The 26682-nt window shown below is 61.3% G+C and carries 22 protein-coding genes; 7 read left to right on the top strand and 15 right to left on the bottom strand.

Translation table 11 applies throughout. From position 1 onward, the window contains the following. Positions 1 to 11: 11 nt before the first annotated feature. The 3 genes from ACM6HV_RS25235 to pmbA all read right to left on the bottom strand — a co-directional run bounded on the left by ACM6HV_RS25235 (position 12) and on the right by pmbA (position 3370). Complete coding sequence (locus ACM6HV_RS25235; RefSeq protein WP_414905564.1) at positions 12 to 1388, bottom strand: class II fumarate hydratase; 1377 nt, start codon at positions 1386 to 1388, stop codon at positions 12 to 14. Then, entirely contained in the window at positions 1369 to 1776 is a 408-nt protein-coding gene (locus ACM6HV_RS25230) for a hypothetical protein (protein WP_047291295.1), read from the bottom strand. The genes ACM6HV_RS25235 and ACM6HV_RS25230 overlap by 20 nt, the downstream gene beginning before the upstream one ends. 247 nt (positions 1777 to 2023) lie before the next feature. Continuing rightward, positions 2024 to 3370: a metalloprotease PmbA gene (gene pmbA, locus ACM6HV_RS25225; RefSeq protein WP_027610838.1), complete on the bottom strand. Its 1347-nt coding sequence runs from the start codon at positions 3368 to 3370 to the stop codon at positions 2024 to 2026. A 108-nt stretch (positions 3371 to 3478) separates the two neighbouring features. On the opposite strand from pmbA, the gene yjgA reads away from it, so the two are divergent. Beyond that, positions 3479 to 4003 carry a ribosome biogenesis factor YjgA gene (yjgA, locus tag ACM6HV_RS25220; RefSeq protein ID WP_007961589.1) on the top strand — a complete coding sequence of 175 codons (525 nt, stop codon included), beginning with the start codon at positions 3479 to 3481 and terminating at the stop codon, positions 4001 to 4003. A 94-nt stretch (positions 4004 to 4097) separates the two neighbouring features. Here yjgA and tldD read toward each other — a convergent pair whose 3' ends face one another. From tldD to mreB, 8 genes are all read right to left on the bottom strand, one after another. Next, a complete protein-coding gene (tldD, locus tag ACM6HV_RS25215) occupies positions 4098 to 5540 on the bottom strand; it encodes a metalloprotease TldD (protein ID WP_007961588.1) in 1443 nt (480 codons plus the stop codon). Positions 5541 to 5544: 4 nt separating this feature from the next. Next, on the bottom strand, positions 5545 to 6405 hold the full coding sequence (locus ACM6HV_RS25210) for a carbon-nitrogen hydrolase family protein (protein WP_414905563.1): 861 nt from the start codon (positions 6403 to 6405) through the stop codon (positions 5545 to 5547). A gap of 137 nt (positions 6406 to 6542) precedes the next feature. Then, on the bottom strand, positions 6543 to 10346 hold the full coding sequence (locus ACM6HV_RS25205; RefSeq protein ID WP_414905562.1) for a YhdP family protein: 3804 nt from the start codon (positions 10344 to 10346) through the stop codon (positions 6543 to 6545). Between the two features lie 75 nt (positions 10347 to 10421). Continuing rightward, on the bottom strand, positions 10422 to 11879 hold the full coding sequence (gene rng, locus ACM6HV_RS25200) for a ribonuclease G (RefSeq protein ID WP_414905561.1): 1458 nt from the start codon (positions 11877 to 11879) through the stop codon (positions 10422 to 10424). Positions 11880 to 11937: 58 nt separating this feature from the next. Next, positions 11938 to 12534 (bottom strand): Maf-like protein, encoded by a 597-nt coding sequence (locus ACM6HV_RS25195; protein ID WP_145597358.1) that lies wholly within the window; start codon positions 12532 to 12534, stop codon positions 11938 to 11940. Between the two features lie 44 nt (positions 12535 to 12578). Then, positions 12579 to 13070, bottom strand: a complete 492-nt coding sequence (mreD, locus tag ACM6HV_RS25190) for a rod shape-determining protein MreD (protein ID WP_003221660.1) — start codon at positions 13068 to 13070, stop codon at positions 12579 to 12581. Beyond that, positions 13070 to 14197, bottom strand: coding sequence for a rod shape-determining protein MreC (mreC, locus tag ACM6HV_RS25185; protein WP_414905625.1), 1128 nt, complete (start codon positions 14195 to 14197; stop codon positions 13070 to 13072). The genes mreD and mreC overlap by 1 nt, the downstream gene beginning before the upstream one ends. A gap of 141 nt (positions 14198 to 14338) precedes the next feature. Further along, positions 14339 to 15376 (bottom strand): rod shape-determining protein MreB, encoded by a 1038-nt coding sequence (mreB, locus tag ACM6HV_RS25180; RefSeq protein ID WP_002555108.1) that lies wholly within the window; start codon positions 15374 to 15376, stop codon positions 14339 to 14341. Positions 15377 to 15587: 211 nt separating this feature from the next. Here mreB and gatC point away from each other — a divergent pair, with 211 nt between their 5' ends. The 6 genes from gatC (at position 15588) to ACM6HV_RS25150 (ending at position 20850) form a co-directional block, all read left to right on the top strand. Beyond that, positions 15588 to 15875, top strand: a complete 288-nt coding sequence (gene gatC / locus ACM6HV_RS25175) for an Asp-tRNA(Asn)/Glu-tRNA(Gln) amidotransferase subunit GatC (RefSeq protein ID WP_003221657.1) — start codon at positions 15588 to 15590, stop codon at positions 15873 to 15875. Between the two features lie 16 nt (positions 15876 to 15891). After that, complete coding sequence (gene gatA / locus ACM6HV_RS25170) at positions 15892 to 17343, top strand: Asp-tRNA(Asn)/Glu-tRNA(Gln) amidotransferase subunit GatA (protein ID WP_414905560.1); 1452 nt, start codon at positions 15892 to 15894, stop codon at positions 17341 to 17343. Between the two features lie 10 nt (positions 17344 to 17353). Next, complete coding sequence (gene gatB / locus ACM6HV_RS25165) at positions 17354 to 18799, top strand: Asp-tRNA(Asn)/Glu-tRNA(Gln) amidotransferase subunit GatB (protein WP_103521629.1); 1446 nt, start codon at positions 17354 to 17356, stop codon at positions 18797 to 18799. Positions 18800 to 18990: 191 nt separating this feature from the next. Further along, positions 18991 to 19365 (top strand): septal ring lytic transglycosylase RlpA family protein, encoded by a 375-nt coding sequence (locus tag ACM6HV_RS25160; RefSeq protein ID WP_329696085.1) that lies wholly within the window; start codon positions 18991 to 18993, stop codon positions 19363 to 19365. A 46-nt stretch (positions 19366 to 19411) separates the two neighbouring features. Continuing rightward, positions 19412 to 20473, top strand: a complete 1062-nt coding sequence (locus ACM6HV_RS25155) for a calcium/sodium antiporter (RefSeq protein WP_145597352.1) — start codon at positions 19412 to 19414, stop codon at positions 20471 to 20473. Next, complete coding sequence (locus ACM6HV_RS25150) at positions 20470 to 20850, top strand: carboxymuconolactone decarboxylase family protein (protein WP_003221648.1); 381 nt, start codon at positions 20470 to 20472, stop codon at positions 20848 to 20850. Before ACM6HV_RS25155 ends, ACM6HV_RS25150 begins: the two co-directional genes overlap by 4 nt. Before the next feature lie 109 nt (positions 20851 to 20959). Here ACM6HV_RS25150 and ACM6HV_RS25145 read toward each other — a convergent pair whose 3' ends face one another. The 4 genes from ACM6HV_RS25145 to ACM6HV_RS25130 form a co-directional block, all read right to left on the bottom strand. Next, complete coding sequence (locus ACM6HV_RS25145; protein WP_414905559.1) at positions 20960 to 21901, bottom strand: AEC family transporter; 942 nt, start codon at positions 21899 to 21901, stop codon at positions 20960 to 20962. Positions 21902 to 22053: 152 nt separating this feature from the next. Continuing rightward, positions 22054 to 23607, bottom strand: a complete 1554-nt coding sequence (gene garD / locus ACM6HV_RS25140) for a galactarate dehydratase (RefSeq protein ID WP_041072809.1) — start codon at positions 23605 to 23607, stop codon at positions 22054 to 22056. Positions 23608 to 23618: 11 nt separating this feature from the next. Beyond that, positions 23619 to 24983 carry an MFS transporter gene (locus tag ACM6HV_RS25135; protein WP_414905558.1) on the bottom strand — a complete coding sequence of 455 codons (1365 nt, stop codon included), beginning with the start codon at positions 24981 to 24983 and terminating at the stop codon, positions 23619 to 23621. A gap of 189 nt (positions 24984 to 25172) precedes the next feature. Continuing rightward, a complete protein-coding gene (locus tag ACM6HV_RS25130) occupies positions 25173 to 26618 on the bottom strand; it encodes an aldehyde dehydrogenase family protein (RefSeq protein WP_414905557.1) in 1446 nt (481 codons plus the stop codon). Positions 26619 to 26682 lie beyond the last annotated feature (64 nt).

Below are 26682 nucleotides of genomic sequence, written 5' to 3'. Positions count from 1 at the left end.
GGTTGCGGGGTTTACACGCCGCCGGCGGTGAGTTTCTCGGGGTTGAGCAACTCTTCCAGTTGGTTGCGCGACAGATCGGTGTGCTCCAGCGCGACGTCAATCACCGGACGCCCCTGTTTGTAGGCCTGCTTGGCGATTTCCGCGGCGTTCTGGTAACCGATGATCGGGTTGAGCGCGGTGACCAGAATCGGGTTGCGCGACAGCGCTTCCTTGAGCCGCGACTCGTTGACCTTGAAACTGGCGATGGCTTTGTCGCCGAGCAGACGGCTGACGTTGGCCAGCAGTTCGATGCTGCTCAACAGGTTCTGGGCGATGATCGGCAGCATCACGTTCAGCTCGAAGTTGCCCGATTGGCCGGCGATGGTGATCACCGAATCGTTGCCGATGACTTGCGCGGCGACCATCGCGGTGGCTTCCGGGATCACCGGATTGACCTTGCCCGGCATGATCGACGACCCCGGCTGCAAAGCTTCCAGCTCGATTTCACCGAGACCGGCGAGCGGGCCGGAGTTCATCCAGCGCAAGTCGTTGGCGATTTTCATCAGCGACACGGCAATGGCCTTGAGTTGGCCGGAGACGGCGACGGCGGTGTCCTGCGAGCCGATCAGGGCGAACAGATCCTTGCCTGGAGTGAATTGCACATGGGTCAGCTGGCTTAATTGGCGGCTGAAACGCGCGGCGAATTCCGGGTGCGCATTGATCCCGGTGCCGACGGCCGTGCCACCCTGCGCCAGCGATTGCAGGCTCGGCAGCAGATCCTGCAGGTGGGCGATGTTGGCCTTGAGCTGCTGCGCCCAACCATTGAGCACCTGATTCATGCGCACCGGCATCGCATCCATCAGGTGCGTGCGACCGGTTTTGACGTGGTGATGCACTTGCACGGCTTTGTTTTCGATGACCTGCACCAGGTGCAGCAACGCCGGCAGGAGTTGTTCGTGCAACGCCAGGGCGGCGCTGACGTGAATGGTGGTCGGGATGATATCGTTGCTGCTCTGGCCGCAGTTGACGTGATCGTTCGGGTTGACCTGCTCGCCAAGCAGGCGACTGGCGAGGGTCGCGATTACTTCGTTGGCGTTCATGTTGGAGCTGGTGCCGGAGCCGGTCTGGAAGATATCCACCGGGAAATGCTGCATGAAATCGCCTTCGAGCAGGCCTTGCGCGGCGTCGCTGATGGCCTTGCCTTGCGAGGCGCTGAGCTGGTTGAGTTCGACGTTGGCCCGCGCGGCGGCGGCTTTGGCGAGGATCAGCGCACGGATGAACTGCGTTGGCATCGTTTTGCCGCTGATCGGGAAGTTATCCACTGCGCGCTGGGTCTGCGCGCCGTAGAGAGCGTCCACCGGCACCTGCAATTCGCCCATGCTGTCGCGCTCAATACGAGTCTTGGTCATCTGAAAATCCTTGGACTGATTCAATGAGAGGAATCGAGGGTTGCAACTCGCAGGTCGCCAGTTGCCAGGTGTAGCGCTGCCAACGCTGGAGTCGGCAGTTGCACAGCGACAGGCGCTCCATTTCACGCAGCGGGCGCCAGGCTTGATCGAGACACAAGCTGCGCCAGTGCCATGGCAACGCGATGTCGGTGGCTGTGTCGAGCAGCAAACGGAAGGAGGTTTCAGCGATGGTCCACGGGGAAGTCGCCGTGCAGCAGGCCAGATAACGACCTTCGGCCAGGTAATGTTCGATCAGGCGCGGCTCGTCGGGGTCCATCGCGCAACGGATCTGGCGACTCATCCAGCGCCAGCTTTCGAGGTACGGCTGCTCGTGCAAGGCAGAACTCATGATCCGGGACTCGTGCGGAGATGAGATTCATTATTATATGATAATGAGAACCAAAACAAGAGCGCTTGGTTACACAAACTTCATTGTGGGAGCGAGCCTGCTCGCGAAGGCGTCGTGTCAGTCACCGCTGCGGTCGGCTGTTAAATCGCTTTCGCGAGCAGGCTCGCTCCCACAAGGTTTTGTGTCGAGCCAAGAAAAAAGGCGCGCCACCCGATTGGGTGGCGCGCCTTTTTGTAACCGCCGGGTTTTAGCTGCCCGCCACAGTCATCCGCTCGATCAACACAGAGCCCGTGCGAATATTGCTGCGCAGCTCCAGATCATTACCGACGGCGACGATCTGTTTGAACATGTCGCGCATGTTGCCGGCGATGGTCACTTCCTGCACGGCGAACTGGATTTCGCCATTCTCGACCCAGAACCCCGCCGCTCCGCGCGAATAATCGCCGGTGACCATGTTCAAGCCATGACCCATCAATTCGGTAACCAGCAAGCCACGACCCATGCGTTTCAACAGCGCCGCCTGGTCTTCATCACCATGCGTCACGAACAGGTTATGCACGCCCCCCGCGTTAGCGGTACTTGGCATGCCGAGTTTGCGCCCGGAGTACGTGCCGAGGATGTACGACACCAATTCGCCCTTTTCGACGAACGGTTTGGCGTAGGTGGCCAAGCCATCACCGTCGTAAGACGCACTGCCCATGGCGCGCATCAGATGTGGACGCTCATCGATGGTCAGCCATTCCGGAAACAGCTTCTGCCCCAGCGTGCCTTCGAGGAACGACGATTTGCGATACAGACTGCCGCCGGAGACCGCTGACAGAAAGCTGCCGAACAAGCCGCCCGCCAGTTCGGCGGAAAACAGCACCGGCACTTCGCAGGTCGGCACCGGACGCGCGCCCAGACGGCTCGCGGCCCGTTGCGCGGCACGCTGGCCGATGCTCACCGGATCCGCCAGCAGGCTGCCCTGACGGTTGACGTCATACCAATAATCGCGCTGCATCTGGCCATCGGCTTCGGCGATCATCACGCAGCTCAGGCTGTGCCGGGTCGACGCGTAGCCGCCGATGAAACCGTGGCTGTTGCCATACACGCGGCAGCCCTGATGGGTGCTGAGGGTGGTGCCGTCGGCGTTCTTGATTCGCGCATCGGCGTCGAATGCGGCGGCTTCACAGAGCAACGCCTTCTCGATCGCCTGCTCCGGGGTGATGTCCCATTCGTGGAACAGGTCGAAATCCTGCACATCCCTGGCCATCAGCGCGGCATCGGCGAGGCCCGAGGCTTCGTCTTCAGAGGTGTGTTTGGCGATCGCCAGTGCGGCAGCAACGGTTTCACGAATCGCATCCGGCCCGGTGGCGGAGGTGCTGGCCGAGCCTTTGCGCTGGCCGACGTACAGGGTGATGCCAAAGCCCTGGTCGCGATTGAACTCGACCGTCTCGACCTCACGCTGACGCACCGAGGTCGACAAACCCTGCTCCAGCGACACCGCAACTTCGCAGGCACTGGCGCCCTGACGCTTGGCTTCGGCGATGATCTGCTCGACCTGTTCCTGCAGTGCCGGCAATGCTTGCGGGCCGACGCTTTGAACTGCACTCATGCTCATCTCCACTCAAATTCTGCTTTCGGCTGGGGTCATCGAGCGACCGGGCCGGACAAGCGGCCCCCGACTGGTTATCATGGCGGCGTTTCTTTGCGGACTGCCACCATGGTTGATTCTTACGACGACTCCCTCGATACGGGAGAAAAAAGCAAATCTCAGGTCAAACGCGAGCTGCATGCTCTGGTTGACCTTGGCGAGCGCCTTACAACACTCAAGCCCGACTTGCAGGCAAAACTGCCATTGACCGACGCGTTGCGCCGGGCCTTGGCCGATGCGCCGAAGCACACCGCGAACATCGCGCGTAAACGGCACCTGCAGTTCATCGGCAAACTGATGCGCGATCAGGACACTGACGCGATTCTGGTCCTGCTCGATCAACTCGATGCCTCCACCCGTCAGTACAACGAGCGTTTCCACAATCTCGAACGCTGGCGTGACCGGCTGATCGCCGGTGACGATGCCGTGCTGGAGAAATTCGTCGTCGAATACCCCGATGCCGATCGCCAGCAACTGCGTTCGCTGATCCGTCAGGCTCAGCACGAGGTTGCACACAACAAACCTCCTGCTTCCAGCCGCAAGATCTTCAAGTACATCCGTGAGCTGGACGATACGCAACGCGGTCTGCGTTGATATCTCGCTCCTGTAGGAGCTGCCGAAGGCTGCGATCTTTTGATCTTGTAAAAACAAAGATCGCAGCCTGCGGCAGCTCCTACAGCTGGTTTTTTTATGCGCCCGTGCCACCCACGGTAATCGCATCGATCTTCAGCGTCGGCTGACCGACACCCACCGGTACCGACTGCCCGTCCTTGCCGCACGTGCCCACACCGCTGTCCAGCGCCAGATCGTTACCGACCATCGACACTCGGCTCATCGCCTCGGGACCATTGCCGATCAACGTCGCGCCCTTGACCGGTGCGGTGATCTTGCCGTCCTCGATCAGGTACGCCTCGCTGGTGGAGAACACGAACTTGCCGCTGGTAATGTCGACCTGACCGCCGCCAAGATTGGCGCAGTAGATACCTTTCTTCACCGATGCGATGATTTCCGCCGGATCGCTCTCGCCTCCGAGCATGTAGGTGTTGGTCATGCGCGGCATCGGCAGATGCGCGTATGACTCACGACGACCGTTGCCGGTACGGGCTACCCCCATCAGGCGCGCGTTGAGCTTGTCCTGCATGTAACCCTTGAGCACACCGTTCTCGATCAGCGTGGTGCACTCGGTCGGAGTGCCTTCGTCATCGACGCTCAGCGAACCGCGACGGCCGCTCAACGTGCCATCATCGACAATGGTGCAGAGTTTGGAAGCGACCATTTCACCCATCCGCCCGCTGTAGGCCGAACTGCCCTTGCGGTTGAAATCCCCCTCCAGACCGTGGCCGACCGCTTCGTGCAGAAGCACGCCGGACCAACCCGAACCGAGGACGACAGGCAAGGTACCGGCCGGTGCCGGAATCGCTTCCAGGTTCACCAGCGCCTGACGCAGCGCCTCACGGGCATAGCCCATGGCGCGGTCTTCGGCGAGGAAATAGCGGTAATCGGTACGCCCGCCACCGCCATGCCCGCCGCGCTCGCGACGACCATTCTGCTCGACGATCACGCTGACGTTGAAACGCACCAGCGGACGCACGTCAGCAGCCAGGCCACCGTCGGTGGACGCCACCAGAATCCTTTCCCAGACCCCGGCCATACTCACGCTGACCTGTTGAATCCGTGGATCAAGAGCGCGGGTAGCGACGTCGATGCGCTTGAGCAGCTCGACTTTCTCGGCGCGGCTCAGCACTTCCAGCGGATTGTCCGGCGCATACAACTGCGCGACATCCTGAGTGCTGAACGCCTGCACCGTGCCGTTCTGCCCGGCGCGGGAGATCGAGCGGGCGGCACGGGCCGCAGCGCCCAGGGCTTCGAGGGTGATCGCGTTGCTGTAGGCAAAACCGGTTTTCTCGCCGGACTGCGCACGCACGCCAACACCTTGGTCGAGGTTGAAGCTGCCTTCCTTGACGATACCGTCTTCCAGCGACCACGACTCAGAGATCTGGCCCTGGAAATACAGATCGGCAGCATCGATGCCCGGGCCGGCCAGATCGCCGAGCACACCTTGCAGGCTCTCGATGGTCACGCCGCCGGGCGCCAACAGGTGATCGCTGACTGAGGACAACAACTCGCTCATAGGTTTACGCCTTAAATTCATGTTCTGAAGCAGGCCGCTGGGCGCCCTGCGAGAAAAACCGCCGATGACTCGTCACCGGCATTCGCGCCCTGATAGACGCTTGTTCATCACTGTCGCGTGCGGCCAACAATACCGCCTCGCCTTGATCCTGATGCGCCAGCACACGGCCCCACGGATCGACAATCGCCGCATGACCGAAGGTTTCACGCGGTCCCGGGTGAGTCCCGCCCTGCGCTGCCGCCAATACATAACACTGCGTCTCGATGGCCCGGGCGCGAATCAGCACATCCCAATGCGCCGCACCGGTCACTGCGGTGAAGGCCGACGGGGCGGTGATCAACTCGGCACCGGCGGCGCGCAATTCGCTGTACAACTCCGGAAAGCGCAGGTCGTAGCACACGGTCAGGCCGACTCGGCCGACCGGTGTGTCCGCCACCACCACGCCACTGCCATAAGCATAGTCATCGGATTCGCGATACCGCCCGCGATTGTCCGCCACATCGACATCGAACAGGTGCAACTTGTCATACCGTGCAACGGTATCACCCTGATCATTGACCAGCAGCGAGCAGGCGTGAGACTTGGCGTCCGGTTGCCCGAGCGGCGGCAACGGCAAGGTGCCGGCCACTATCCATAACTTGAGGTCGCGAGCGGTCTGTTTCAACCATGGCAGGATCGGGCCTTCGCCGAGCGCTTCGGCCCTACCGATGTCGGCAATGTCACGACGGCCCATGGCGGCGAAGTTTTCCGGCAGCACTGCCAGCTTCGCGCCACCGATTGCCGCCTGCTCAAGCAGGCGTCGGGCCTGCGCCAGATTGGCCAGCACATCGCTCTGGCTGACCATTTGAATCACCGCTAAAGACATGGCCGCTTCCTGACAGGGAGTCCACTTATCACTGCAGGAGCTGCCGCAGGCTGCGATCTTTTGATTGTGCTTTTAAAAACCAGATCTAAAGATCACAGCCTGCGGCAGCTCCTACACGGGGAAAAGCCTCATGCTACTCAAAAAGGCTTGTCGAAGGTGATTTTCGGCTCTTTCCACGGGCCCTTGACGGTGTATTTGACGCTGGCGAAGCGTGCCACGCGGTCACCGATCAGCTTGTCGATGAGGAACAATGCCCCGCCGACCGCTGGCGCGCCGACAATCAGCGCGGCGATCGGCAGATTGTTGGTCACCGGCAAGGTCACCAACAATTTTGCATCGACCTGATCGCCAACCAGATCCAGCGTACCGTCCAGCTCAAGATTGCTTGAAGGACCGGTCAGCCGAATCGGCTCGCGGGTGACATACACGCCGTTGTTTGCCACCAACAGACCCTTGACCCGGTCGTAGCTCAAGCCTTTGCCAAACAAGTCGGAGAAGTCCAGACGCAGACGGCGCCCAATGGAGTTGAAGTTGAGCAGACCGAACACCCGCAACGCCTGCGCGCCGCCCTCCACTTCAACGAACTGACCTTTATTCAGCGAGGCATCCAGCGTGCCGGAGAAACGCTTGGTCGCCAGCCACGCCGGCGATCCCGGCCAGCGGCCATCGACGTCCATGTGGAATTCTTCACTGGTCACGCTCGGCGCAAAACCCCAGCCCTTGAGCACATCAGCGAGGTTTTTGCCGCTGGCCCGGCCTTTGAACCAGCTGTTGGTCGAACCCGGGGTACCTTCCCAGCCGCCATTGCCTTGCAACAGGATGCCCTTGAGGCCCATGTCCATATTGTTCAGGGCGAGGCCTTTGGCCGTTGGCCGTACCTTGAGCGACCAGCCGCCCACCAGATCCGCGCCGAGAAACAATTGATTGATGGTGATGTCCAGCGCGGGAATCTTCGTCGGGTCGACGGAAACCAGCGGATCAGGCGAGTTCTCGTCGGCCTGCACCGTCGGATCCGGTGCCGGCAGCCGCACGTATTGCAGATTGACCGCGATCGGTGCGCCCTTGGCATCGGGAAGACTGGCCGAGCCTTTGGCCTGCTGGCTGTCGAGTGCCAGATTCCACGCCCACGGTTTGCGATTGACCTGAACTGCCGCCTGATCGAGGGTGGTGCCGAAAGCGGTGAGCTTGCCCACCTTGAAGTCGGCACTGTTGAGTAATTGCTTGGCGCTGCCACCCGGGTCGTTACCGGCGTATTTATTGACCAGGTCCTGCCACGGCGCGACGTCCAGCTCCGACAGCACACCGCGAATGCGCAGGCCTTTGGCGTCCGGCAGGACTGCGTCGCCAGTACCGAGAAACAGCTCGCCACGACCATCGGCGAAATTGCTCGGCGGTGCGGCGAAGGTGAAGCTGGCCAGTTGATCGTAACTGACCCAAAAACGCCGCTCCGGACCTTGCAAGCTCATGCGGAACACCGTGTCACGCCCTTGCTGGGCCGACATGCCGAACGGCGCCGGCAGATCCACCGCGACGCCTTTCATGCTGGAACTGACCGTCAGTTGACTGTCAGTGCCGTCGAGGTTGACCTGCAACTGATAGGGAAGGGTCCCAGACACCGGCAACGGTTGAGTCACGCCCAGCCAGTCAGTGAGTTTCTTGACCTCGACCTGCCCGGAAGCCGAGACCCGCGTCTTGAGCTTGCCCGGGCTGCCATCCGCGAAAATCTGCGCGGTCACCGGCTTGTCAAAAGCCTTGGCGGCGATGTTCTGCCCACTCAACCCCTTGGCGCTGTCGAAACGGAAATCGCCTTTGAGCTGGCTCAGCTCAAGTTTCGGCTCTGCCAGTTTCAAGCGCGCATTGGCAGTCTTGAAGTCGACGAGGATCTTCGGCAAATCGCCCTTTTCCAGCGGGATATCGAGTTTGACCTTGCCCTGCAGATCGCCCTCGCCTTCCCAGCCGGCAAACGTTTCGCCAGTGCCGATCGGTGCAGTCTGGAGAATTTTCAGGCCATCACCCAACCCACCGGCAAACCCGCCGTCGAGGAACAGATGCGTATGCTGCCCCGCCGGGACATGGGGAATGTTGACGAAAACATCGCTGACCTGAGTGTCGAGCAACTGCCCCTTGTCGGCCACGATGCGCACGCCGCTGTCCTCGATGAACACGTCGCCACTGACCTTGCTCACGTGCGGCCAGCCTGGCTGGAACGCCAGCTCGGCGTCATGCACCTTGAAGAACAGGCTGATGCTGCGATCGACATCCTTGGCATTTTTGCTCAGCGAACCCTGATACTGGAAAAAACCCTGGTCCACCGCGCCTTTGAGGATCGCCGTGCGCAGCCACTCGTCGAGGGCCGGACTCAAGACTTCGGGCAGGTATTTGGCGGTGTAGCGACCGTCGCCATCGACCAGCCCGACGCGCAGGTCCATGTAGTCTTCCTGGCTATGGTCGAAGTGCAGGCGGATCAGGAAATCGCCGGCAATCTTGCCCTCCTCGCCCAGCACTTTCAGGTAAGGCGCGATCAGGGTGAAACCTTCTTTATCGAGCTTCCAGGTCAGTCGGGCATTGGCCTGAATGTATTGCCATGGCTTGGCGAAGATCGGGTCGAGGTGCAGGACGAAATCCTTGCTGTCCAGGCGCAGCTCGCCGCCGTCGAGGTTGCCGCTGAGGCTGCCACTGACGTTTCGCGCCGCCGGGGCGCCGTGATAGGCGTCGAACCCGACTTTATCCAGATTGGCCGCGAAGCCGAATTTCGAGCCATCGGTAGCGTTGGGGCGAAAATCCAGCAACACGTTGCGCAACCCGCCGGTCACTTTCAGGTGGTCGACAACCGTGGCGAAGCCTTCAGGCAGCGGCCCCAGTGCATTCAGCAACGGTGTGATCGGCTGCAAATCGAGGCGGTCAGCCTGCAGATGCCACAGCTCGTCGACTGTATCAGTGGCTGCCGTCTGCTTGAGCTGCACGTGGGTTTCCCAGCGGGTTTCGCCAAAACTCATCGCCAGCGAATCAAGCGTAACGGTGGCGCCGTCATCGTCGCGCTGGTAATAGCCATTGAGCGCCAGATTGCTGATCTTGATCGGCTTGCGCTCGGCATAAGCGCCGGTCACCTGCGGTGCGTTCAAACGGACAGCGGCGCTTTGCAGGGCGCCGTCGTTCCAGTTCACCCACAACTCGCCGCCCGCCTTGATCTCGGAAAAATTCCATTGCTGGGTCAAACGCTCGGGCAACCACTTCGACCAGTCGCTTTGCGGCAGGCTGACATAGCCTTCCACCGAGCTGTCCGGCAGTCGGGAGGGGCGAATCCGTGTACGCAGGCTCATCGCCATCGGCTGCCCGTCGGGCAAAGTCAGACGAGCGTCGAGGCGCTGCCGGCTGCTGCCGGTTTTCAGATTGAGGCCGACGTAGGTGAAGGTCATCGGCGCATGGTCCAGCGGCTGCACGGTCACCTGACTGTCGAGCACCGACAATTGCTGAACGATCTGCGAGCGCTTGAACAATTGTTCGGGATCAAGCGGCTGGTCGTTCTGCACCGGCAGGCCTTCCAGCGACCATGTGCCGTCCTGCGCTTCCTTGACGCTGATTTTCAGACCGTTCAATTCCAGATGGGCGATACGCACTTCGCGCGCCAGCAGGCTGCCCCAGAGATCCGGCACCACACGTACCCGGTCCAGACGCAAGGCATTCGCGCCGTCACCGACCATCACGTCATGGGCCAGCAGGATCGGTGCAAATCCGCTCCAGTCACCTTCCAGTTCGCCGATCTGCAACGGCATGCCGAGCGCGGCACTGGCCTTGTCTTCGATGTCGGTGCGGTACTCCGCCACCAGCGGCGTCAATTCCCGACCGAGGCTGACGTACAACGCCAACAACACCAGAACCAACGCGCACAGGCCCAGTCCCCAGCGGGTGAGTGCGGCCAAAATGCGTGTCAGACGCTCCATGTCAGTTGGCTCCCATGGCGAAAAAACTGCGAAAAGCTGAGGCCAGCCGTTGTGGATTAAATGTGCTGCAGGGGATCAGAGCAGCACCACATCATATTGTTCCTGGGAATACATGGTTTCGACCTGAAAGCGTATGGTGCGACCGATGAAACCTTCAAGCTCGGCGACGTTACCGGATTCTTCATCGAGCAGGCGATCCACCACTTTCTGGTTCGCCAACACCCGGTACCCCTCGGCCTGATAGGCGCGGGCCTCGCGCAGAATTTCGCGGAAGATCTCGTAACAGATGGTTTCCGCAGTCTTCAGCTTGCCGCGCCCCTGACAGCTGCTGCACGGCTCGCACAGCACTTGCTCGAGACTTTCGCGGGTACGCTTGCGCGTCATCTGCACCAGGCCCAACTCGGTGATGCCGATGATGTTGGTCTTGGCGTGATCGCGCTCCAGCTGTTTTTCCAGGGTACGCAGCACTTGGCGCTGGTGCTCTTCATCTTCCATGTCGATGAAGTCGATGATAATGATCCCGCCCAGATTGCGCAGGCGCATCTGCCGGGCAATCGCGGTGGCGGCTTCGAGGTTGGTCTTGAAGATGGTTTCTTCAAGGTTGCGATGACCGACGAAGGCCCCGGTGTTGACGTCGATGGTGGTCATGGCTTCCGCCGGATCGACCACCAGATAACCACCGGACTTGAGCGGCACTTTGCGTTCAAGGGCTTTCTGGATTTCGTCTTCGACGCCATACAGGTCGAAAATCGGTCGCTCGCCCGGGTAGTGTTCCAGACGATCGGCGATTTCCGGCATCAGTTCGGCGACAAACTGCGTGGTTTTCTGAAAGGTTTCCCGGGAGTCGATGCGGATTTTCTCGATCTTCGGGCTGACCAGATCGCGCAGGGTACGCAGCGCCAGACCGAGGTCCTCGTAGATCACGCTCGGTGCGCCGATGGTCTGGATCTGCGCGTTGATCTGGTCCCACAGGCGCCGCAGGTAGCGGATGTCCATGAGGATTTCATCGGCGCCGGCGCCTTCGGCGGCGGTACGCAGGATGAAGCCACCGGCCTCCTTGATCCCTTCCTTGGCCACGCAATCGCTGACCACCTGCTTGAGGCGCTCGCGCTCGGCTTCATCTTCGATCTTCAGGGAAATGCCGACATGGGCGGTGCGCGGCATGTACACCAGGTAGCGCGACGGGATCGACAGCTGAGTGGTCAAACGCGCGCCTTTCGAACCGATCGGATCCTTGGTGACTTGCACCACCAGGCTCTGGCCTTCATGCACCAGCGCGCTGATGCTTTCCACCGCCGGGCCCTCGCGCAGGGAAATTTCCGAGGCGTGAATGAATGCCGCACGGTCCAGACCGATATCGACAAATGCCGCCTGCATGCCCGGCAGCACCCTGACGATCTTGCCTTTATAGATGTTGCCGACGATCCCGCGTTTTTGCGTGCGCTCGACGTGGACTTCTTGCAGCACACCGTTTTCGACCACCGCCACGCGCGATTCCATCGGCGTGATGTTGATCAGAATCTCTTCACTCATGGCAGGGTCTCGTTCAGGCATGTTCACGATAATGGCCGCATCTTGATCCATACGACGCTCATTGCGCGTTCAGGTTTTGCCAACAGGGTATGCCGAAATGGCCCAACAGTTCTGCGGTTTCGCAAACCGGCAGCCCGACCACCGCCGAATAGCTGCCATTGAGCCCGGCGACAAACACCGCGCCGAGGCCCTGAATGCCATAACCGCCAGCCTTGTCCCGAGGTTCGCCACTGGCCCAGTAGGCCGCAGCCTCTTCGCGGCTGATCGGGCGGAAGCGCACCAGACTGCGCACCACGCGCGACTCGCAACGCTGGCCTTCCAGCACAGCGATGGCGGTCAGCACTTCATGCTCCTTGCCGGACAACATCATCAGCATGGCGCATGCGTCGGCTTCGTCCACCGGTTTGCCAAGAATTTTACCGTCGAGCACCACGGCAGTGTCCGCCCCCAGTACGCAAAACGCCGCGTCGCAGGCGAGCGCGCGTCGACCGGCCTCGGCCTTGCCACGCGCCAGGCGCTCGACATAGGCCGAAGGCGATTCTTCGGCAAGCGGGGTTTCGTCGATTTCCGCGCTGATGGCGGAGAACGGCACGCCGATCTGCGTGAGCAATTCACGCCGGCGCGGCGAACCAGAGGCGAGGTAAAGCGGCTTCATCAAGACATCTCCCTTGTCGAGGTGCGGGCACATGCCTGACCGAATCAGTTGATTTTGTAGCGCCGGCGCAATCCACGCAAAGCGAAGCTGACCCAGGGCCAGAGCAACGCGCTGGTCAATGCCGGCAGCACCAGTGCCAGCGTTGGCTGGCGGTTGCCGGTCAGCGCGCTGAGCCACAGTTGAACCAGCTGAGCGAGGCCGAAGATCACCAGGATCACCAGGCATTGCTGCCACATCGGGAACATCCGCAGACGCTGCTGCAACGACAGCACCAGGAAGGTGATCAGCGTCAGGATCAACGCGTTCTGCCCAAGCAGCGTGCCGTACAGCACGTCTTCGGCCAGTCCCAGGCAAAACGCGGTAACCATGCCGACCGTTTGCGGCAGGGCCAAAGCCCAGAACGCCAGGAGCAGCGCCAGCCACAGCGGGCGCAGGATCTCCATGAATTGCGGCATCGGCGACACACTGAGCAGCAGGCCGATGAGAAACGTCAGCCAGACCATCCAACCGTTACGCGAAGCGGTAGCCCCGACCATTATTCTTGTCTCCCGGTGTTGGCCGGCGTGGTGACAGGCGGTTTGGCCGCTGGTCGAACCGCCGGCTGGGACGCTGCAGGCCGGCTATTCGCGGGCGTGGCTGCTGATGGTTTGGCAGGCGGTTTGCCGGCGGCCGGGTTGGCCGGCGTGGCAGTGACTGCCGGCGTGGCGGTCGCGGCCGGCGCAGGCACCGCTGCAGGCGGTGTCACGGTTTTCGGCACCGTGGCCGGAATCACCGGTCCACCGCCCTGTGCATCAAGATTTTCCTGAGCCTGCGCCGCATCGTTGGCGCGCTCTTCGGCGGTGCGGTTGTCGCTGAATACCAGCAGCAGATAACGGCTACGGTTCAACGCAGCGGTCGGTACCGCACGGACAATCGCGAAAGGCTGACCGGAGTCGTGGATGACTTCCTTCACCGTTGCCACCGGATAGCCGGCCGGGAAGCGCTGACCGAGGCCGGAGCTGACCAGCAGATCGCCTTCCTTGATGTCAGCGGTGTCGGCGACGTGACGCAGTTCCAGACGTTCCGGGTTGCCGGTGCCGCTGGCAATCGCCCGCAGACCGTTACGGTTCACCTGGACGGGAATGCTGTGCGTGGTGTCGGTCAGCAGCAGCACACGGGAGGTGTACGGCATCAACTCGACCACCTGGCCCATCAGCCCGCGTGCGTCGAGCACCGGCTGCCCCAGCACCACACCATCGCGCTCACCCTTATTGATGATAATGCGATGGGTGAAGGGATTGGGGTCCATGCCGATCAACTCGGCCACTTCGACCTTTTCGTTGACCAGTGCGGAGGAGTTCAGCAACTCGCGTAGCCGAACGTTCTGCTCGGTGAGGGCGGCAAGCTTCTGCATGCGGCCCTGCAACAGCAGGTTTTCGGTCTTGAGTTTTTCGTTTTCAGCGACCAGCTCGGTGCGGCTACCGAACTGACTGGCGATGCCTTCCCACAGCCGTCCGGGCAGGTCGGTGATCCAGTAGGCGTCCATCAACACCAGCGACGCTTGTTTGCGCGCGGGTTTGAGCAGGTCGAAGCGGGCATCGACCACCATCAGCGCGACCGACAGCACGGCCAGCACCAACAGGCGCACACCCAACGAAGGGCCCTTGGCGAAAAGCGGTTTAATAAGCCGCTCCTCCCAGGCAAATGTTCTGTTTATTCATACGGCATCAAACCGGCCTGGATGAAGACTGACAGAAGATAAACGCCAACAGGCAGCACTGCAAAGTGCTGCCTGTGCGCTCACCCACGTATTGCAAGCCAGCGCTTATTCGCTGGAGAGCAGGTCCATGGTGTGTTTGTCCATCATTTCCAATGCACGGCCACCGCCGCGAGCAACGCAGGTCAGTGGGTCTTCGGCAACGATCACCGGCAGACCGGTTTCCTGGGCCAGCAACTTGTCGAGGTCACGCAGCAGCGCGCCACCACCGGTCAGCACCAGACCACGCTCGGCGATGTCGGAAGCCAGTTCCGGCGGCGATTGCTCCAGGGCGCTTTTCACGGCCTGAACGATGGTTGCCAGGGACTCTTGCAGAGCTTCCAGCACTTCATTGGAGTTCAGGGTGAATGCGCGTGGAACGCCTTCGGCCAGGTTGCGACCGCGAACGTCGACTTCGCGAACTTCGCCGCCCGGGTAGGCCGTACCGATTTCCTGCTTGATGCGCTCGGCAGTCGATTCACCGATCAGGCTGCCGTAGTTGCGGCGCACGTAGGTAATGATCGCTTCGTCGAAGCGGTCGCCGCCCACGCGGACGGATTCGGCATAGACCACACCGTTCAGGGAGATCAGCGCGATTTCGGTGGTACCACCGCCGATATCGACGACCATCGAGCCACGGGCTTCTTCAACCGGCAGGCCGGCACCGATCGCAGCGGCCATCGGCTCTTCGATCAGGAACACTTCACGGGCACCGGCACCAAGGGCCGATTCACGGATGGCACGACGCTCAACCTGGGTGGATTTGCATGGAACGCAGATCAGCACACGAGGGCTGGGCTGCAGAAAGCTGTTTTCGTGAACCTTGTTGATAAAGTATTGCAGCATCTTTTCGCAGACGCTGAAGTCGGCAATCACGCCGTCCTTCATCGGACGAATGGCAGCAATGTTGCCCGGCGTACGGCCGAGCATGCGCTTGGCTTCGGTGCCGACAGCGACGACACTTTTCTGGTTACCGTGTGTCCGAATGGCCACAACCGATGGCTCATTCAGGACGATACCGCGCTCGCGCACGTAAATAAGGGTGTTGGCAGTGCCCAGGTCAATGGAAAGATCGCTGGAAAACATGCCACGCAGTTTCTTGAACATGGGAAAGGGACCCTAGGCAACGCGTGGGTAAAAAAGTGCGGCAAACTCTAACAACGACAGGGATTTTGGGCAAGGCGCCAATATGTTAAATTGGCCGCTTTTCTGTGCACCAAGCCCCACAATCGCGGCCTTATGACCGTAGAAGTGCGGTAGTGTTCCGACAATCTAACACACGGACGCCGTCCGTTCTGTTTTCCACTGGAGAATCCCGATGGCGCTAGAACGCTCCGACGTGGAAAAAATCGCACATCTGGCCTGCCTTGGCCTGAATGATGCCGATCTTCCGCACATTACTTCCGCCCTCAACAGCATTCTCGGGCTGGTCGACGAAATGCAGGCCGTCGATACCGACGGTATCGAGCCTTTGGCCCACCCGCTGGAAGCCAGTCAGCGCCTGCGCGCCGACGTCGTGACCGAGACCAATCACCGCGAGGCCTATCAGTCCATCGCACCAGCGGTCGAAAACGGCCTGTATCTGGTTCCGAAAGTCATCGACTAAAGGGAAAGAGCCTGCAATGCATCAAATGACTCTGGCCGAGATCGCCCGCGGTCTCGCCGATAAAAAGTTTTCCTCCGAAGAGCTGACCAAAGTCCTGCTGGCGCGTATTACCCAGCTCGATCCGCAGCTCAACAGTTTCATCAGCCTCACCGAAGAGCTGGCACTCGAGCAGGCGAAAGCCGCCGACGCGCGCCGGGCCAACGGTGAGAACGGCGCCCTGCTCGGTGCGCCGATCGCCCACAAGGACCTGTTCTGCACCCAGGGCATCCGCACCAGTTGCGGCTCGAAGATGCTCGACAACTTTAAAGCGCCATACGACGCCACCGTGGTTGCGAAACTGGCGGCTGCCGGCGCCGTGACGCTGGGCAAGACCAACATGGACGAATTCGCCATGGGTTCGGCCAACGAGTCGAGCTGGTACGGCGCGGTGAAAAACCCGTGGAACCTGGAACACGTACCGGGCGGTTCGTCCGGTGGTTCGGCCGCGGCGGTTGCCGCGCGCCTGTTGCCGGCGGCCACGGCCACCGACACCGGTGGTTCGATCCGTCAGCCCGCCGCGTTCACCAACCTCACCGGTCTGAAACCGACCTACGGTCGCGTATCGCGCTGGGGCATGATCGCTTATGCCTCAAGTCTCGATCAGGGCGGCCCGCTGGCGCGCACCGCCGAAGACTGCGCGATTTTGTTGCAAGGTATGGCCGGGTTCGATCAGAACGATTCGACCAGCATCGATGAGCCGGTTCCGGATTACTCCGCGAGTCTCAACACTTCGCTGCAAGGCCTGCGCATCGGCGTGCCGAAGGAATACTTCAGCGCCGGTCTCGACCCGCGCATCGCCGAACTGATCCAGAACAGTATCAAAGAGCTGCAGAAGCTCGGCGCCGTGATCAAGGAAATCAGCCTGCCGAACATGCAGCACGCGATTCCTGCGTACTACGTGATCGCCCCGGCCGAAGCCTCTTCGAACCTGTCGCGTTTCGACGGCGTGCGCTTCGGCCATCGCTGCGAGAACCCGGAAAACCTGATCGACCTGTACAAGCGCTCGCGTGGCGAAGGCTTCGGGCCTGAAGTGCAGCGCCGGATCATGGTCGGCGCCTACGCGCTGTCCGCCGGTTACTACGACGCCTACTACCTGAAAGCGCAGAAGATCCGTCGCCTGGTGAAAAACGACTTCATGGCGGCCTTCAATGAAGTCGACATCATCCTCGGCCCGACCACGCCGAACCCGGCCTGGAAGCTCGGCGCAAAGAACAGCGATCCGGTCGCTGCCTATCTGGAAGACGTCTACACCATCACCGCCAACCTCGCGGGCCTGCCGGGCCTGTCGATGCCGGCCGGTTTTGTCGACGGTCTGCCGGTGGGCGTGCAGTTGCTCGCGCCGTATTTCCAGGAAGGCCGTTTGCTCAACGTTGCGCACCAGTATCAGCTCAACACTGACTGGCACACCCGCACCCCAACCGGCTTCTGAGGAGACACACATGCAATGGGAAGTCGTGATCGGGCTGGAGATTCACACTCAGCTCACTACCCGGTCGAAAATCTTTTCCGGTAGTTCCACCCAGTTCGGCTCCGAGCCGAACACCCAGGCCAGCCTGATCGACCTGGGCATGCCCGGCGTATTGCCGGTACTGAACCAGGAAGCGGTACGCATGGCGGTGATGTTCGGTCTGGCGATTGACGCCGAGATCGGTCAGCACAACGTGTTCGCGCGTAAAAACTACTTCTATCCGGACCTGCCGAAGGGCTACCAGATCAGCCAGATGGAATTGCCGATTGTCGGCAAGGGCCACCTGGACATCGCCCTGGAAGACGGCACGGTCAAACGTGTCGGCATCACCCGCGCGCACCTGGAAGAAGACGCTGGCAAGAGCCTGCACGAAGAATTCAACGGTGCCACCGGCATCGACCTGAACCGTGCCGGCACGCCGCTGCTGGAAATCGTTTCCGAGCCGGACATGCGCAGCGCCAAGGAAGCCGTGGCTTACGTCAAGGCGATCCACGCGTTGGTGCGTTACCTGGGCATCTGTGACGGCAACATGGCCGAAGGCTCGCTGCGTTGCGACTGCAACGTCTCGGTCCGCCCGAAAGGCCAGGTCGAATTCGGCACCCGCTGCGAGATCAAGAACGTCAACTCGTTCCGCTTCATCGAGAAGGCGATCAACTCCGAGATCCAGCGGCAGATCGAGCTGATCGAAGACGGCGGCAAAGTGATCCAGCAGACCCGTCTGTACGATCCGAACAAGGACGAGACCCGTCCGATGCGCTCCAAAGAGGAAGCCAACGACTACCGTTACTTCCCCGATCCGGACCTGCTGCCGGTGGTCATCGAAGAGTCGTTCCTCGGCGAGGTGCGCGCCACTCTGCCGGAACTGCCACCGCAAAAGCGCGAGCGTTTCCAGAGCCAGTTCGGTCTGTCGGCCTACGACGCCAACGTGCTGGCCACCAGCCGTGAGCAAGCGGACTACTTCGAGAAAGTCGCGGCCATCGGCGGCGACGCCAAACTGGCGGCGAACTGGGTGATGGTCGAGTTGGGCAGCCTGCTCAACAAGCAAGGCCTGGACATCGAGGACTCGCCGGTCTCCGCCGAGCTGTTGGGCGGCATGCTGCAGCGCATCAAGGACAACACCATCTCCGGCAAGATCGCCAAAGTGGTGTTCGAAGCGATGGCCAACGGCGAAGGCACGGCGGACGAGATCATCGACAAGCGCGGCCTCAAGCAAGTAACCGACACCGGCGCGATCTCGGCGGTACTGGACGAAATGCTCGCGGCCAATGCCGAGCAGGTCGAACAATACCGCGCGGCAGACGAAGCCAAACGCGGCAAGATGTTCGGCTTCTTCGTCGGTCAGGCCATGAAGGCTTCGAAAGGCAAGGCCAACCCGCAGCAAGTGAACGAACTGCTGAAAAGCAAGCTCGAAGGCTGACCACAATGGAGCCAGCATTTGTTACTGGCTCTGATCCCCTGTGGCGAGGGAGCTTGCTCCCGCTGGTCTGCGCAGCAGACCCAAGTCGGCAATCGCACTCTTTCGGAAAGAATGCGGTTGCTGGTTTTGCGACCGCTTCGCGGCCGAACGGGAGCAAGCTCCCTCGCCACAATTATTCTGGGAGCTTTCGAATGAAACGCCTGCTCGGCGCCTGCGCCCTGCTCTCCTTGCTCGCCGGTTGCGCCAGCAACGACATCATCGACCCGCACGGTTACGACCAGACTGGCGTCGCTTCCTATTACGGTGCCAGGCACCACGGTAAACGCACCGCCAGCGGCGAAGCGTTCAACCAGCATTCCCTGACCGCCGCCCATCGCCAACTGCCGTTCGGCACGCGGGTGAAGGTCACCAACCTGAAAAACGACAAATCCTGCGTTGTGCGCATCAACGATCGCGGCCCGCACACCCGTGGCCGCTTGATCGATGTCTCCCGTGAAGCGGCCGAACGCCTCGGCATGCTCGGCAGCGGCACGGCACGCGTGCGCATACAGGCCCTCGACGACTGATGGAGCGCTGACCATTTTTGCTCTGGCCGATTTACCGCTGATCAACGTGATCGAGTTGCTCAGCGGCCTGATCCTGTTGATCCTCGGCGCCGAACTGATGGTGCGCGCCGCGGTGCGTCTGGCCGCGCGCCTGCATGTACGACCACTGATCATCGGCCTGACCATCGTTGCCCTCGGCAGCAGCGCCCCGCAAATGGCGGTCAGCCTGCAAGCGACCCTGACGCACAACCCCGACATCGCCGTCGGCAGCGTGATCGGCAGCAGCATCTTCAACATCCTCGTGACCCTCGGTCTGTCGGCGCTGATCATTCCGCTGCGGGTCTCGCGGCAACTGGTGCGCCTAGATATTCCGCTGATGATCGGCGCCAGCGTGCTGGTGTTTGTCCTCGCCTGGAACGAACAGATCGGTCGCTTCGACGGCGTGCTGCTGCTCGCGGCACTGGCGTTGTACCTCAGTTTGTTGCTGCGCCAGTCGCGGCACTCGGCGCGCCCGCATTCGCAATTGCCGCAAGCCCCGCAGGTGCCGTGGTTCAGCAGTCTGTTGATGATCGTTGTCGGTCTGGCGCTGCTGGTGTTCGCCGGGCATTTGCTGCTCGGCGCAGCGGTGGCGGTGGCGACGGATCTGGGCTTCTCCGAACGAGTAATCGGCCTGACCGTGGTCGCGGTCGGCACCTCGCTGCCGGAACTCGCCACCTCGCTGATCGCCGCACTGCGCGGGCAGCGCGACATTGCGGTGGGTAACGTGATCGGCGCCAACCTGTTCAACCTGCTCGGGGTGCTCGGGGTAACCGCGTTGATTGCGCCGACACCGTTGTCGGTCTCGCCCAATGCGCTGGATTTCGACTTGCCGGTGATGCTCGGCGTCGCCGCGCTGTGCCTGCCGGTGTTCTATTCCGGCTATCGCGTGACCCGCGCTGAAGGTTTGTTGTTGCTCGGTTTGTACGCGGTTTACGGGCTGCACGTGGTGTCGTTCACCACCGGCATGCCACTGGCCGGCAAACTGGAAAAGCTGATGCTGTTTTACGTGCTGCCAACGCTGCTGGCGTTTCTGTTGTTCACGTCCGTACGCGCCTGGCGCCGCCAACACCACAAGAGGGATGTGCCATGACCGATTCGCAGAAAACCGGGGTTGAAATCCGCCGTCAGGTAATGGGCGATGCGTTCGTTGATCGCGCGCTGGGCAACGCCACTGAATTCACTCAGCCGTTGCAGGATTTCGTCAACGAACACGCCTGGGGCGGCGTGTGGAATCGCGAAGGTCTGCCACTCAAGACCCGCAGCCTGATCACCCTCGCCGCGCTGACCGCGTTGAAGTGCCCGCAGGAATTGAAAGGCCACGTACGGGGTGCGCTGAACAATGGCTGCACGGTCGAGGAGATTCGTGAGGCGCTGCTGCATTGCGCGGTGTATGCCGGCGTACCGGCGGCGATCGATGCGTTTCGCGCGGCGCAGGAAGTGATCGACAGTTACCAGAAACCCGAGTGATCGAACTGACGCCTTCGCGAGCAGGCTCGCTCCCACATCAGGAATGCAGTTCCCTGTGGGAGCGAGCCTGCTCGCGAAGAGGCCTTTTCAGCCACTGATGATCTGTCTGTCAGATCCACCCACCCCACTGCAACAGAAAGATCCCGATATTGGTGGTCACCGCTGCCATCAACGTGGTCAGCACGATGATCGCCGCCGCCAGCTCATGATTGCCCTGCGCCGCCCGGGCCATGACGAAACTGGCGGCGGCGGTCGGGCTGCCGAAGTACAGAAACAGAATCCCCAGCTCCGCCCCGCGAAAGCCCCACAGCCATGCGCCGAACGTCGCCAGCACCGGCAAACCGATCATCTTCACCAGACTCGAACTGAGCGCCATGCTCCCGCTCTTGCGCAGCGCCGCCAGTGATAGCGTGCCACCGATGCAGATCAGCGCCAGTGGCAAGGTGGTTTGCGCCAGATACTGGCCGGAGGTTTCCAGCCAGCCTGGCAGGCTGATCTGGAAATACGCGAACGGTGCGGCGGCAATCACGCTGATGATCAGCGGATTGCTGAACACGCTTTTGCAGATACTCCACGGATCGGACTTGATCACCGGGCTGTACACCGCCAGCACGATGGTCGACAGCGTGTTGTAGAACAGGATCACCAGCGCCGCGAGAATTGCCCCGAGGGAAATCCCGTAGTCGCCGTACATGCTCGCCGCCAGCGCCAGACCAATCACCCCGTTGTTGCCGCGAAACGCACCTTGGGTGTAGATGCCGCGATCTTCACGCGGGCACTTGATGATCGCCCAACCCCAGGCCAGGGCAAAACTCACCAGCGTGGCGACTGCAAAATAGATCAACAGCGCCGGTTGCAGCGCGGCGTGCAGATCCGCATGCAGAATCCCGAGAAACAGCAGTGCCGGCATGCTGACGTTGAACACCAGCGCTGAGGCGGTGTGGATGAAGTTGTCGTTGATCCAGTCGATGCGCTTGAGCAACACCCCGAGGAACAGCATGGCGAACACCGGCGCGGTGATGTTCAGGGTTTCGAGGAAAATTGCCAGCATGCCGGGGGAGCCTTTGGGTGAGCGTCGTCAGGGGCTAATGATAAGCCACTGAGTTGCCATTGAAGATCAAAAGATCGCAGCCTGCGGCAGCTCCTACAGTGGAATTCGCGTTTCCCTGTAGGAGCTGCCGCAGGCTGCGATCTTTTTTGGACTCAGGTAATCGGCGCCGGATTGAACAGGGTGATGTCGTTATGCAGCTTGTGCTTCTCCGCCCACGTCTGCTGCTTGCCGCTCGCCACATCCAGGTAATAGTGGAACAACTCCCAGCCCAACGCCTCGATGGACGCACGACCGGTAGCAATCCGCCCGGCATCGATATCGATCAGATCCGGCCAGCGTTGCGCCAGCTCGGTCCGGGTCGAGACCTTGACCACCGGCGCCATGGCCAAGCCATACGGCGTGCCCCGCCCGGTGGTGAACACATGCAGGTTCATCCCCGCGGCCAACTGCAGGGTGCCGCAGACAAAATCACTGGCCGGGGTCGCGCAGAAGATCAAACCCTTCTGCTTGAACCGCTCGCCCGGGCCGAGCACGCCGTTGATCGCGCTGCTGCCGGATTTGACGATCGAGCCCAGCGACTTCTCGACAATGTTCGACAACCCGCCCTTCTTGTTGCCCGGCGTGGTATTGGCGCTGCGATCCGCTTCGCCCTTGGCCAGATAGCGGTCGTACCAGTCCATCTCGCGCACCAGCTCCTGCGCCACGGTCTTGGTTTCGGCACGGGATGTCAGCAGATAGATCGCATCGCGCACTTCGGTGACCTCGGAAAACATCACCGTCGCCCCGGCGCGCAGCAGCAAGTCCGAGGCGTAACCCAGCGCCGGGTTGGCGGTGATGCCGGAGAACGCATCGCTGCCGCCGCACTGCATGCCGAGGATCAGCTCGGAGGCCGGCACGGTTTCGCGGCGACGCTGGTCAAGCTTCTGCAAACGGACTTCGGCCAGCGCCATGATCTGCTCGATCATCTCGGTGAAACCGTGACTGGAATCCTGCAGGCGATATAGCCACGGCTCGCTGAGATCGACCGAGGCATCGTCCTCGTGCATCACCTGCCCGGCCTGCAATTTCTCGCAGCCCAGGCTGATCACCAGTGCTTCGCCACCCAGGTTCGGGTTGCGTGCCAGATTGCGCACGGTGCGGATCGGGATGTACGCATCGGTGGCGGTGATCGCCACGCCGCAGCCGTAACTGTGGGTCAGCGCCACCACGTCATCAACGTGCGGATACTTCGGCAGCAGCTCGTCCTTGATGCGCTTTACCGCGTGGTCGAGCACGCCGGTGACGCACTGCACCGTGGTAGTGATCCCGAGAATGTTGCGTGTGCCGACGGTGCCGTCGGCGTTGCGATAACCCTCGAACGTGAAGCCTTCCAGCGGCGACTGCGCGGCCGGCACTTCGGTGGACAGCGGCAGGCTGTCCAGCGGCGGCGCGGTCGGCATGCGCAGTTGATCTTCCTTGACCCAGCTGCCCCGCGGGATCGGCTGCAACGCGTAGCCGATGGTCTGACCGTAGCGAATCACCTGGCCGCCCTCGGGAATGTCCTCAAGAGTCACCTTGTGGCTCTGCGGCACAAAGTCCACGGTCACCAGACCGTCCGGGAACTCGGTACCGGCCGGCACGCCCTGGTCGTTGACCACAATCACTACGTTGTCCCGCTCGTGCAGGCGGATGTAGCGCGGCGAGTCGGAATGTTCAATCAACTGCATGACGCCGCTCCTCAGGAATGCGCTTGAGACAATTTGCCGGTGATTTCAGAACCACCGTTAGTTGGCGGCTCTTTGAGCACCACACGTTTGATCGGGCCGACGATCACCAGGTAGCTGAACACCGCCACCAGTGCGTTGGCACCGACGAACACCAGCGCCCATTTGAACGAACCGGTGGAACTGATGATGTAGCCGATCACGATCGGCGTGGTAATCGAAGCGAGGTTGCCGAAGGTGTTGAACAACCCGCCACTCAGGCCAGCGATCTGTTTTGGCGAAGTGTCGGACACCACCGCCCACCCCAGCGCGCCCACGCCTTTGCCGAAGAAGGCCAGGGCCATGAAGCCGACCACCATCCATTCCACGTCAACATAGTTGCAGGCCACGATGCTGCTCGATACCAGCAAGCCGGCGATGATCGGCGCCTTGCGGGCGAAGGTCAGCGAATGCCCTTTGCGCAGCAGGTAATCGGAAATCACCCCGCCAAGCACGCCACCGATGAAACCGCAGATCGCCGGCAACGAGGCAATGAAACCAGCCTTGAGGATGGTCATGCCGCGCTCCTGCACCAGGTACACCGGGAACCAGGTCAGGAAGAAATAAGTGATGCCGTTGATGCAGTACTGGCCCAGATACACGCCAAGCATCATGCGGTTGGTCAGCAACTGACGGATGTAATCCCACTTCGGCCCGTCGGTTTTTTTGCCTTGCTTGACGTCCATGTCGACCATGCCGCCATTGTCGGCGATGAACTGCACTTCGGCTTCGTTGGCCAGCGGATGCTGACGCGGGCTGTGGATAACCTTGAGCCAGACCAGCGAGAAGATGATGCCGAGGATACCCATGACAATAAACACGTGCTCCCAGCCGAAGCGATACACGATCCAGCCCATCAGCGGCGCGAACAGCACAGTGGCGAAATATTGCGCCGAGTTGAAGATCGCCGAGGCCGTACCGCGTTCAGCGGTCGGGAACCAGGCCGCGACAATCCGTGCGTTACCGGGAAAGGATGGCGCCTCCGCCAGACCGACCAGAAAGCGCAGCATGAACAGCGCAACGATCGCCGTGGACATGCCGAATTCACCGACAAAGCCTTGCAGCACGGTGAACAGCGACCAGGTGAAAATGCTCAGGGCGTAGACTTTTTTCGAGCCGAAGCGATCGAGCAGCCAGCCACCGGGAATCTGTCCGGCGACGTAGGCCCACCCGAAAGCGGAGAAGATATAACCGAGGGTGACCGCGTCGATGCCGAGGTCTTTTTGCAGGCTGGAACCGGCGATGGCGATGGTCGCGCGGTCGGCGTAGTTGATCGTGGTCACCAGGAACAGCATGAACAGGATCAAATAGCGGACGTGAGTCGGCTTGGACGATTGCATGTAGATGTACTCCCACTGATTATTTTTATGCGCGGGTGAATCTGTATGTATTCCCTGTAGGAGCTGCCGCAGGCTGCGATCTTTTGATCTTCGGCGTCGTCAGTGACGCCAGAGAATCAAGATCAAAAGATCGCAGCCTTCGGCAGCTCCTACAGGGGGGCGGTGTCGGGGTCGACACCGCGTGCTCCTTCAAGAACCGATGTAGGCGGTTTTCACCACGGTGTAGAACTCTTGCGCATAGCGGCCTTGCTCACGTGAGCCATAGGATGAACCCTTACGGCCCCCGAACGGAACGTGGTAATCGACACCGGCGGTCGGCAGGTTGACCATCACCATCCCGGCCTGCGAATGGCGCTTGAAGTGGTTGGCGTACTTCAGCGACGTGGTGGCGATGCCGGCGGACAAACCGAACTCGGTGTCGTTGGCCATCGCCAGCGCCGCCTCGTAATCGGCCACGCGAACGACGTTGGCCACCGGGCCGAAAATCTCTTCACGGCTGATGCGCATCGACGCTTCGCTGTCGGCAAACAGTGTTGGCGCGAGGAAGTAGCCTTCGGTGTCGCAGGTCACCAGACCACCGCCGCTGACCAGACGTGCACCTTCGGACTGGCCGATGTCGATGTACTTCATGTCCTGTTCCAGCTGCGCCTGGGAAACCACCGGACCGATGTCGGTGCCGGATTTCAGCGCGTGGCCGACCTTGATCGACTGCATGCGCTCGGCCATGGCTTCAACGAACTTGTCATGAATCCCGGCAGTGACGATCAAACGACTCGACGCCGTGCAACGCTGGCCGGTGGAGTAGAACGCGCTCTGCACCGACAGCTCGACCGCCTGCTTGAGGTCGGCGTCGTCGAGAATGATCTGCGGGTTCTTGCCGCCCATTTCCAGCTGCACCTTGGCCTGGCGCGACACGCAATTAACGGCGATCTGCCGACCCACGCCGACCGAACCGGTGAAACTGATGCCATCAACTTTCGGGCTGTTGACCAGCGCTTCGCCGACCACCCGACCGCTGCCCATCACCAGGTTGAACACGCCGGCCGGGAAGCCTGCGCGGGAGATGATTTCCGCCAACGCCCAGGCACAGCCGGGCACCAGATCGGCAGGTTTGAGCACCACGCAGTTGCCGTAGGCCAGGGCCGGGGCGATTTTCCATGCCGGAATGGCAATCGGGAAGTTCCACGGGGTGATCAGACCGACCACGCCGAGGGCTTCGCGGGTGACTTCGACGTTGACGCCTGGGCGTACCGACGGCACATAGTCGCCGGACAGACGCAGGCATTCACCGGCGAAGAACTTGAAGATGTTGCCGGCGCGGGTCACTTCGCCGATGGCTTCGGGCAGGGTCTTGCCCTCTTCCCGGGCCAGCAGGGTGCCGAGTTCTTCGCGACGGGCGAGGATCTCCGTGCCGACTTTATCCAGCGCATCGTGACGGGCCTGAATGCCCGAAACCGACCAGGTCGGGAACGCAGCGCGGGCCGCATCGATGGCGGCGTGAACCTGAGTCAGGTCAGCCTTGGCGTAATCGCCGATGGTGTCGCTCAACTCGGACGGGTTGATGTTCGCCGAGTAGTCGGCACCGGCGACCCATTCACCGTTGATGTAGTTGTCGTAGCGTTTTGCAGTTGTCACAGGGCAGCCCTCAAATCTCAAAGCCTTTACGCAAAAAGCCGCTGATTACTCAGCGGCCGCGTTT

Origin of the sequence: Pseudomonas sp. IT-P260 (genome assembly GCF_949768395.1) — a bacterium.
GTDB lineage: Bacteria > Pseudomonadota > Gammaproteobacteria > Pseudomonadales > Pseudomonadaceae > Aquipseudomonas > Aquipseudomonas parakoreensis.
This window is presented reverse-complemented; position numbering and strand designations above follow the sequence as displayed.

Bases quoted from the DNA above. Each gene is read 5' to 3' on its own strand.
- ACM6HV_RS25235 (WP_414905564.1), bottom strand. From the start codon at position 1,388: ATGACCAAGACTCGTATTGAGCGCGACAGCATGGGCGAATTGCAGGTG.
- pmbA (WP_027610838.1), bottom strand. From the start codon at position 3,370: ATGAGTGCAGTTCAAAGCGTCGGCCCGCAAGCATTGCCGGCACTGCAG.
- ACM6HV_RS25230 (WP_047291295.1), bottom strand. From the start codon at position 1,776: ATGAGTTCTGCCTTGCACGAGCAGCCGTACCTCGAAAGCTGGCGCTGG.
- ACM6HV_RS25205 (WP_414905562.1), bottom strand. From the start codon at position 10,346: ATGGAGCGTCTGACACGCATTTTGGCCGCACTCACCCGCTGGGGACTG.
- mreD (WP_003221660.1), bottom strand. From the start codon at position 13,070: ATGGTCGGGGCTACCGCTTCGCGTAACGGTTGGATGGTCTGGCTGACG.
- gatA (WP_414905560.1), top strand. From the start codon at position 15,892: ATGCATCAAATGACTCTGGCCGAGATCGCCCGCGGTCTCGCCGATAAA.
- tldD (WP_007961588.1), bottom strand. From the start codon at position 5,540: ATGAGCGAGTTGTTGTCCTCAGTCAGCGATCACCTGTTGGCGCCCGGC.
- ACM6HV_RS25150 (WP_003221648.1), top strand. From the start codon at position 20,470: ATGACCGATTCGCAGAAAACCGGGGTTGAAATCCGCCGTCAGGTAATG.
- yjgA (WP_007961589.1), top strand. From the start codon at position 3,479: ATGGTTGATTCTTACGACGACTCCCTCGATACGGGAGAAAAAAGCAAA.
- ACM6HV_RS25210 (WP_414905563.1), bottom strand. From the start codon at position 6,405: ATGTCTTTAGCGGTGATTCAAATGGTCAGCCAGAGCGATGTGCTGGCC.
- ACM6HV_RS25135 (WP_414905558.1), bottom strand. From the start codon at position 24,983: ATGCAATCGTCCAAGCCGACTCACGTCCGCTATTTGATCCTGTTCATG.
- mreB (WP_002555108.1), bottom strand. From the start codon at position 15,376: ATGTTCAAGAAACTGCGTGGCATGTTTTCCAGCGATCTTTCCATTGAC.
- gatC (WP_003221657.1), top strand. From the start codon at position 15,588: ATGGCGCTAGAACGCTCCGACGTGGAAAAAATCGCACATCTGGCCTGC.
- garD (WP_041072809.1), bottom strand. From the start codon at position 23,607: ATGCAGTTGATTGAACATTCCGACTCGCCGCGCTACATCCGCCTGCAC.
- rng (WP_414905561.1), bottom strand. From the start codon at position 11,879: ATGAGTGAAGAGATTCTGATCAACATCACGCCGATGGAATCGCGCGTG.
- ACM6HV_RS25145 (WP_414905559.1), bottom strand. From the start codon at position 21,901: ATGCTGGCAATTTTCCTCGAAACCCTGAACATCACCGCGCCGGTGTTC.
- ACM6HV_RS25160 (WP_329696085.1), top strand. From the start codon at position 18,991: ATGAAACGCCTGCTCGGCGCCTGCGCCCTGCTCTCCTTGCTCGCCGGT.
- ACM6HV_RS25195 (WP_145597358.1), bottom strand. From the start codon at position 12,534: ATGAAGCCGCTTTACCTCGCCTCTGGTTCGCCGCGCCGGCGTGAATTG.
- gatB (WP_103521629.1), top strand. From the start codon at position 17,354: ATGCAATGGGAAGTCGTGATCGGGCTGGAGATTCACACTCAGCTCACT.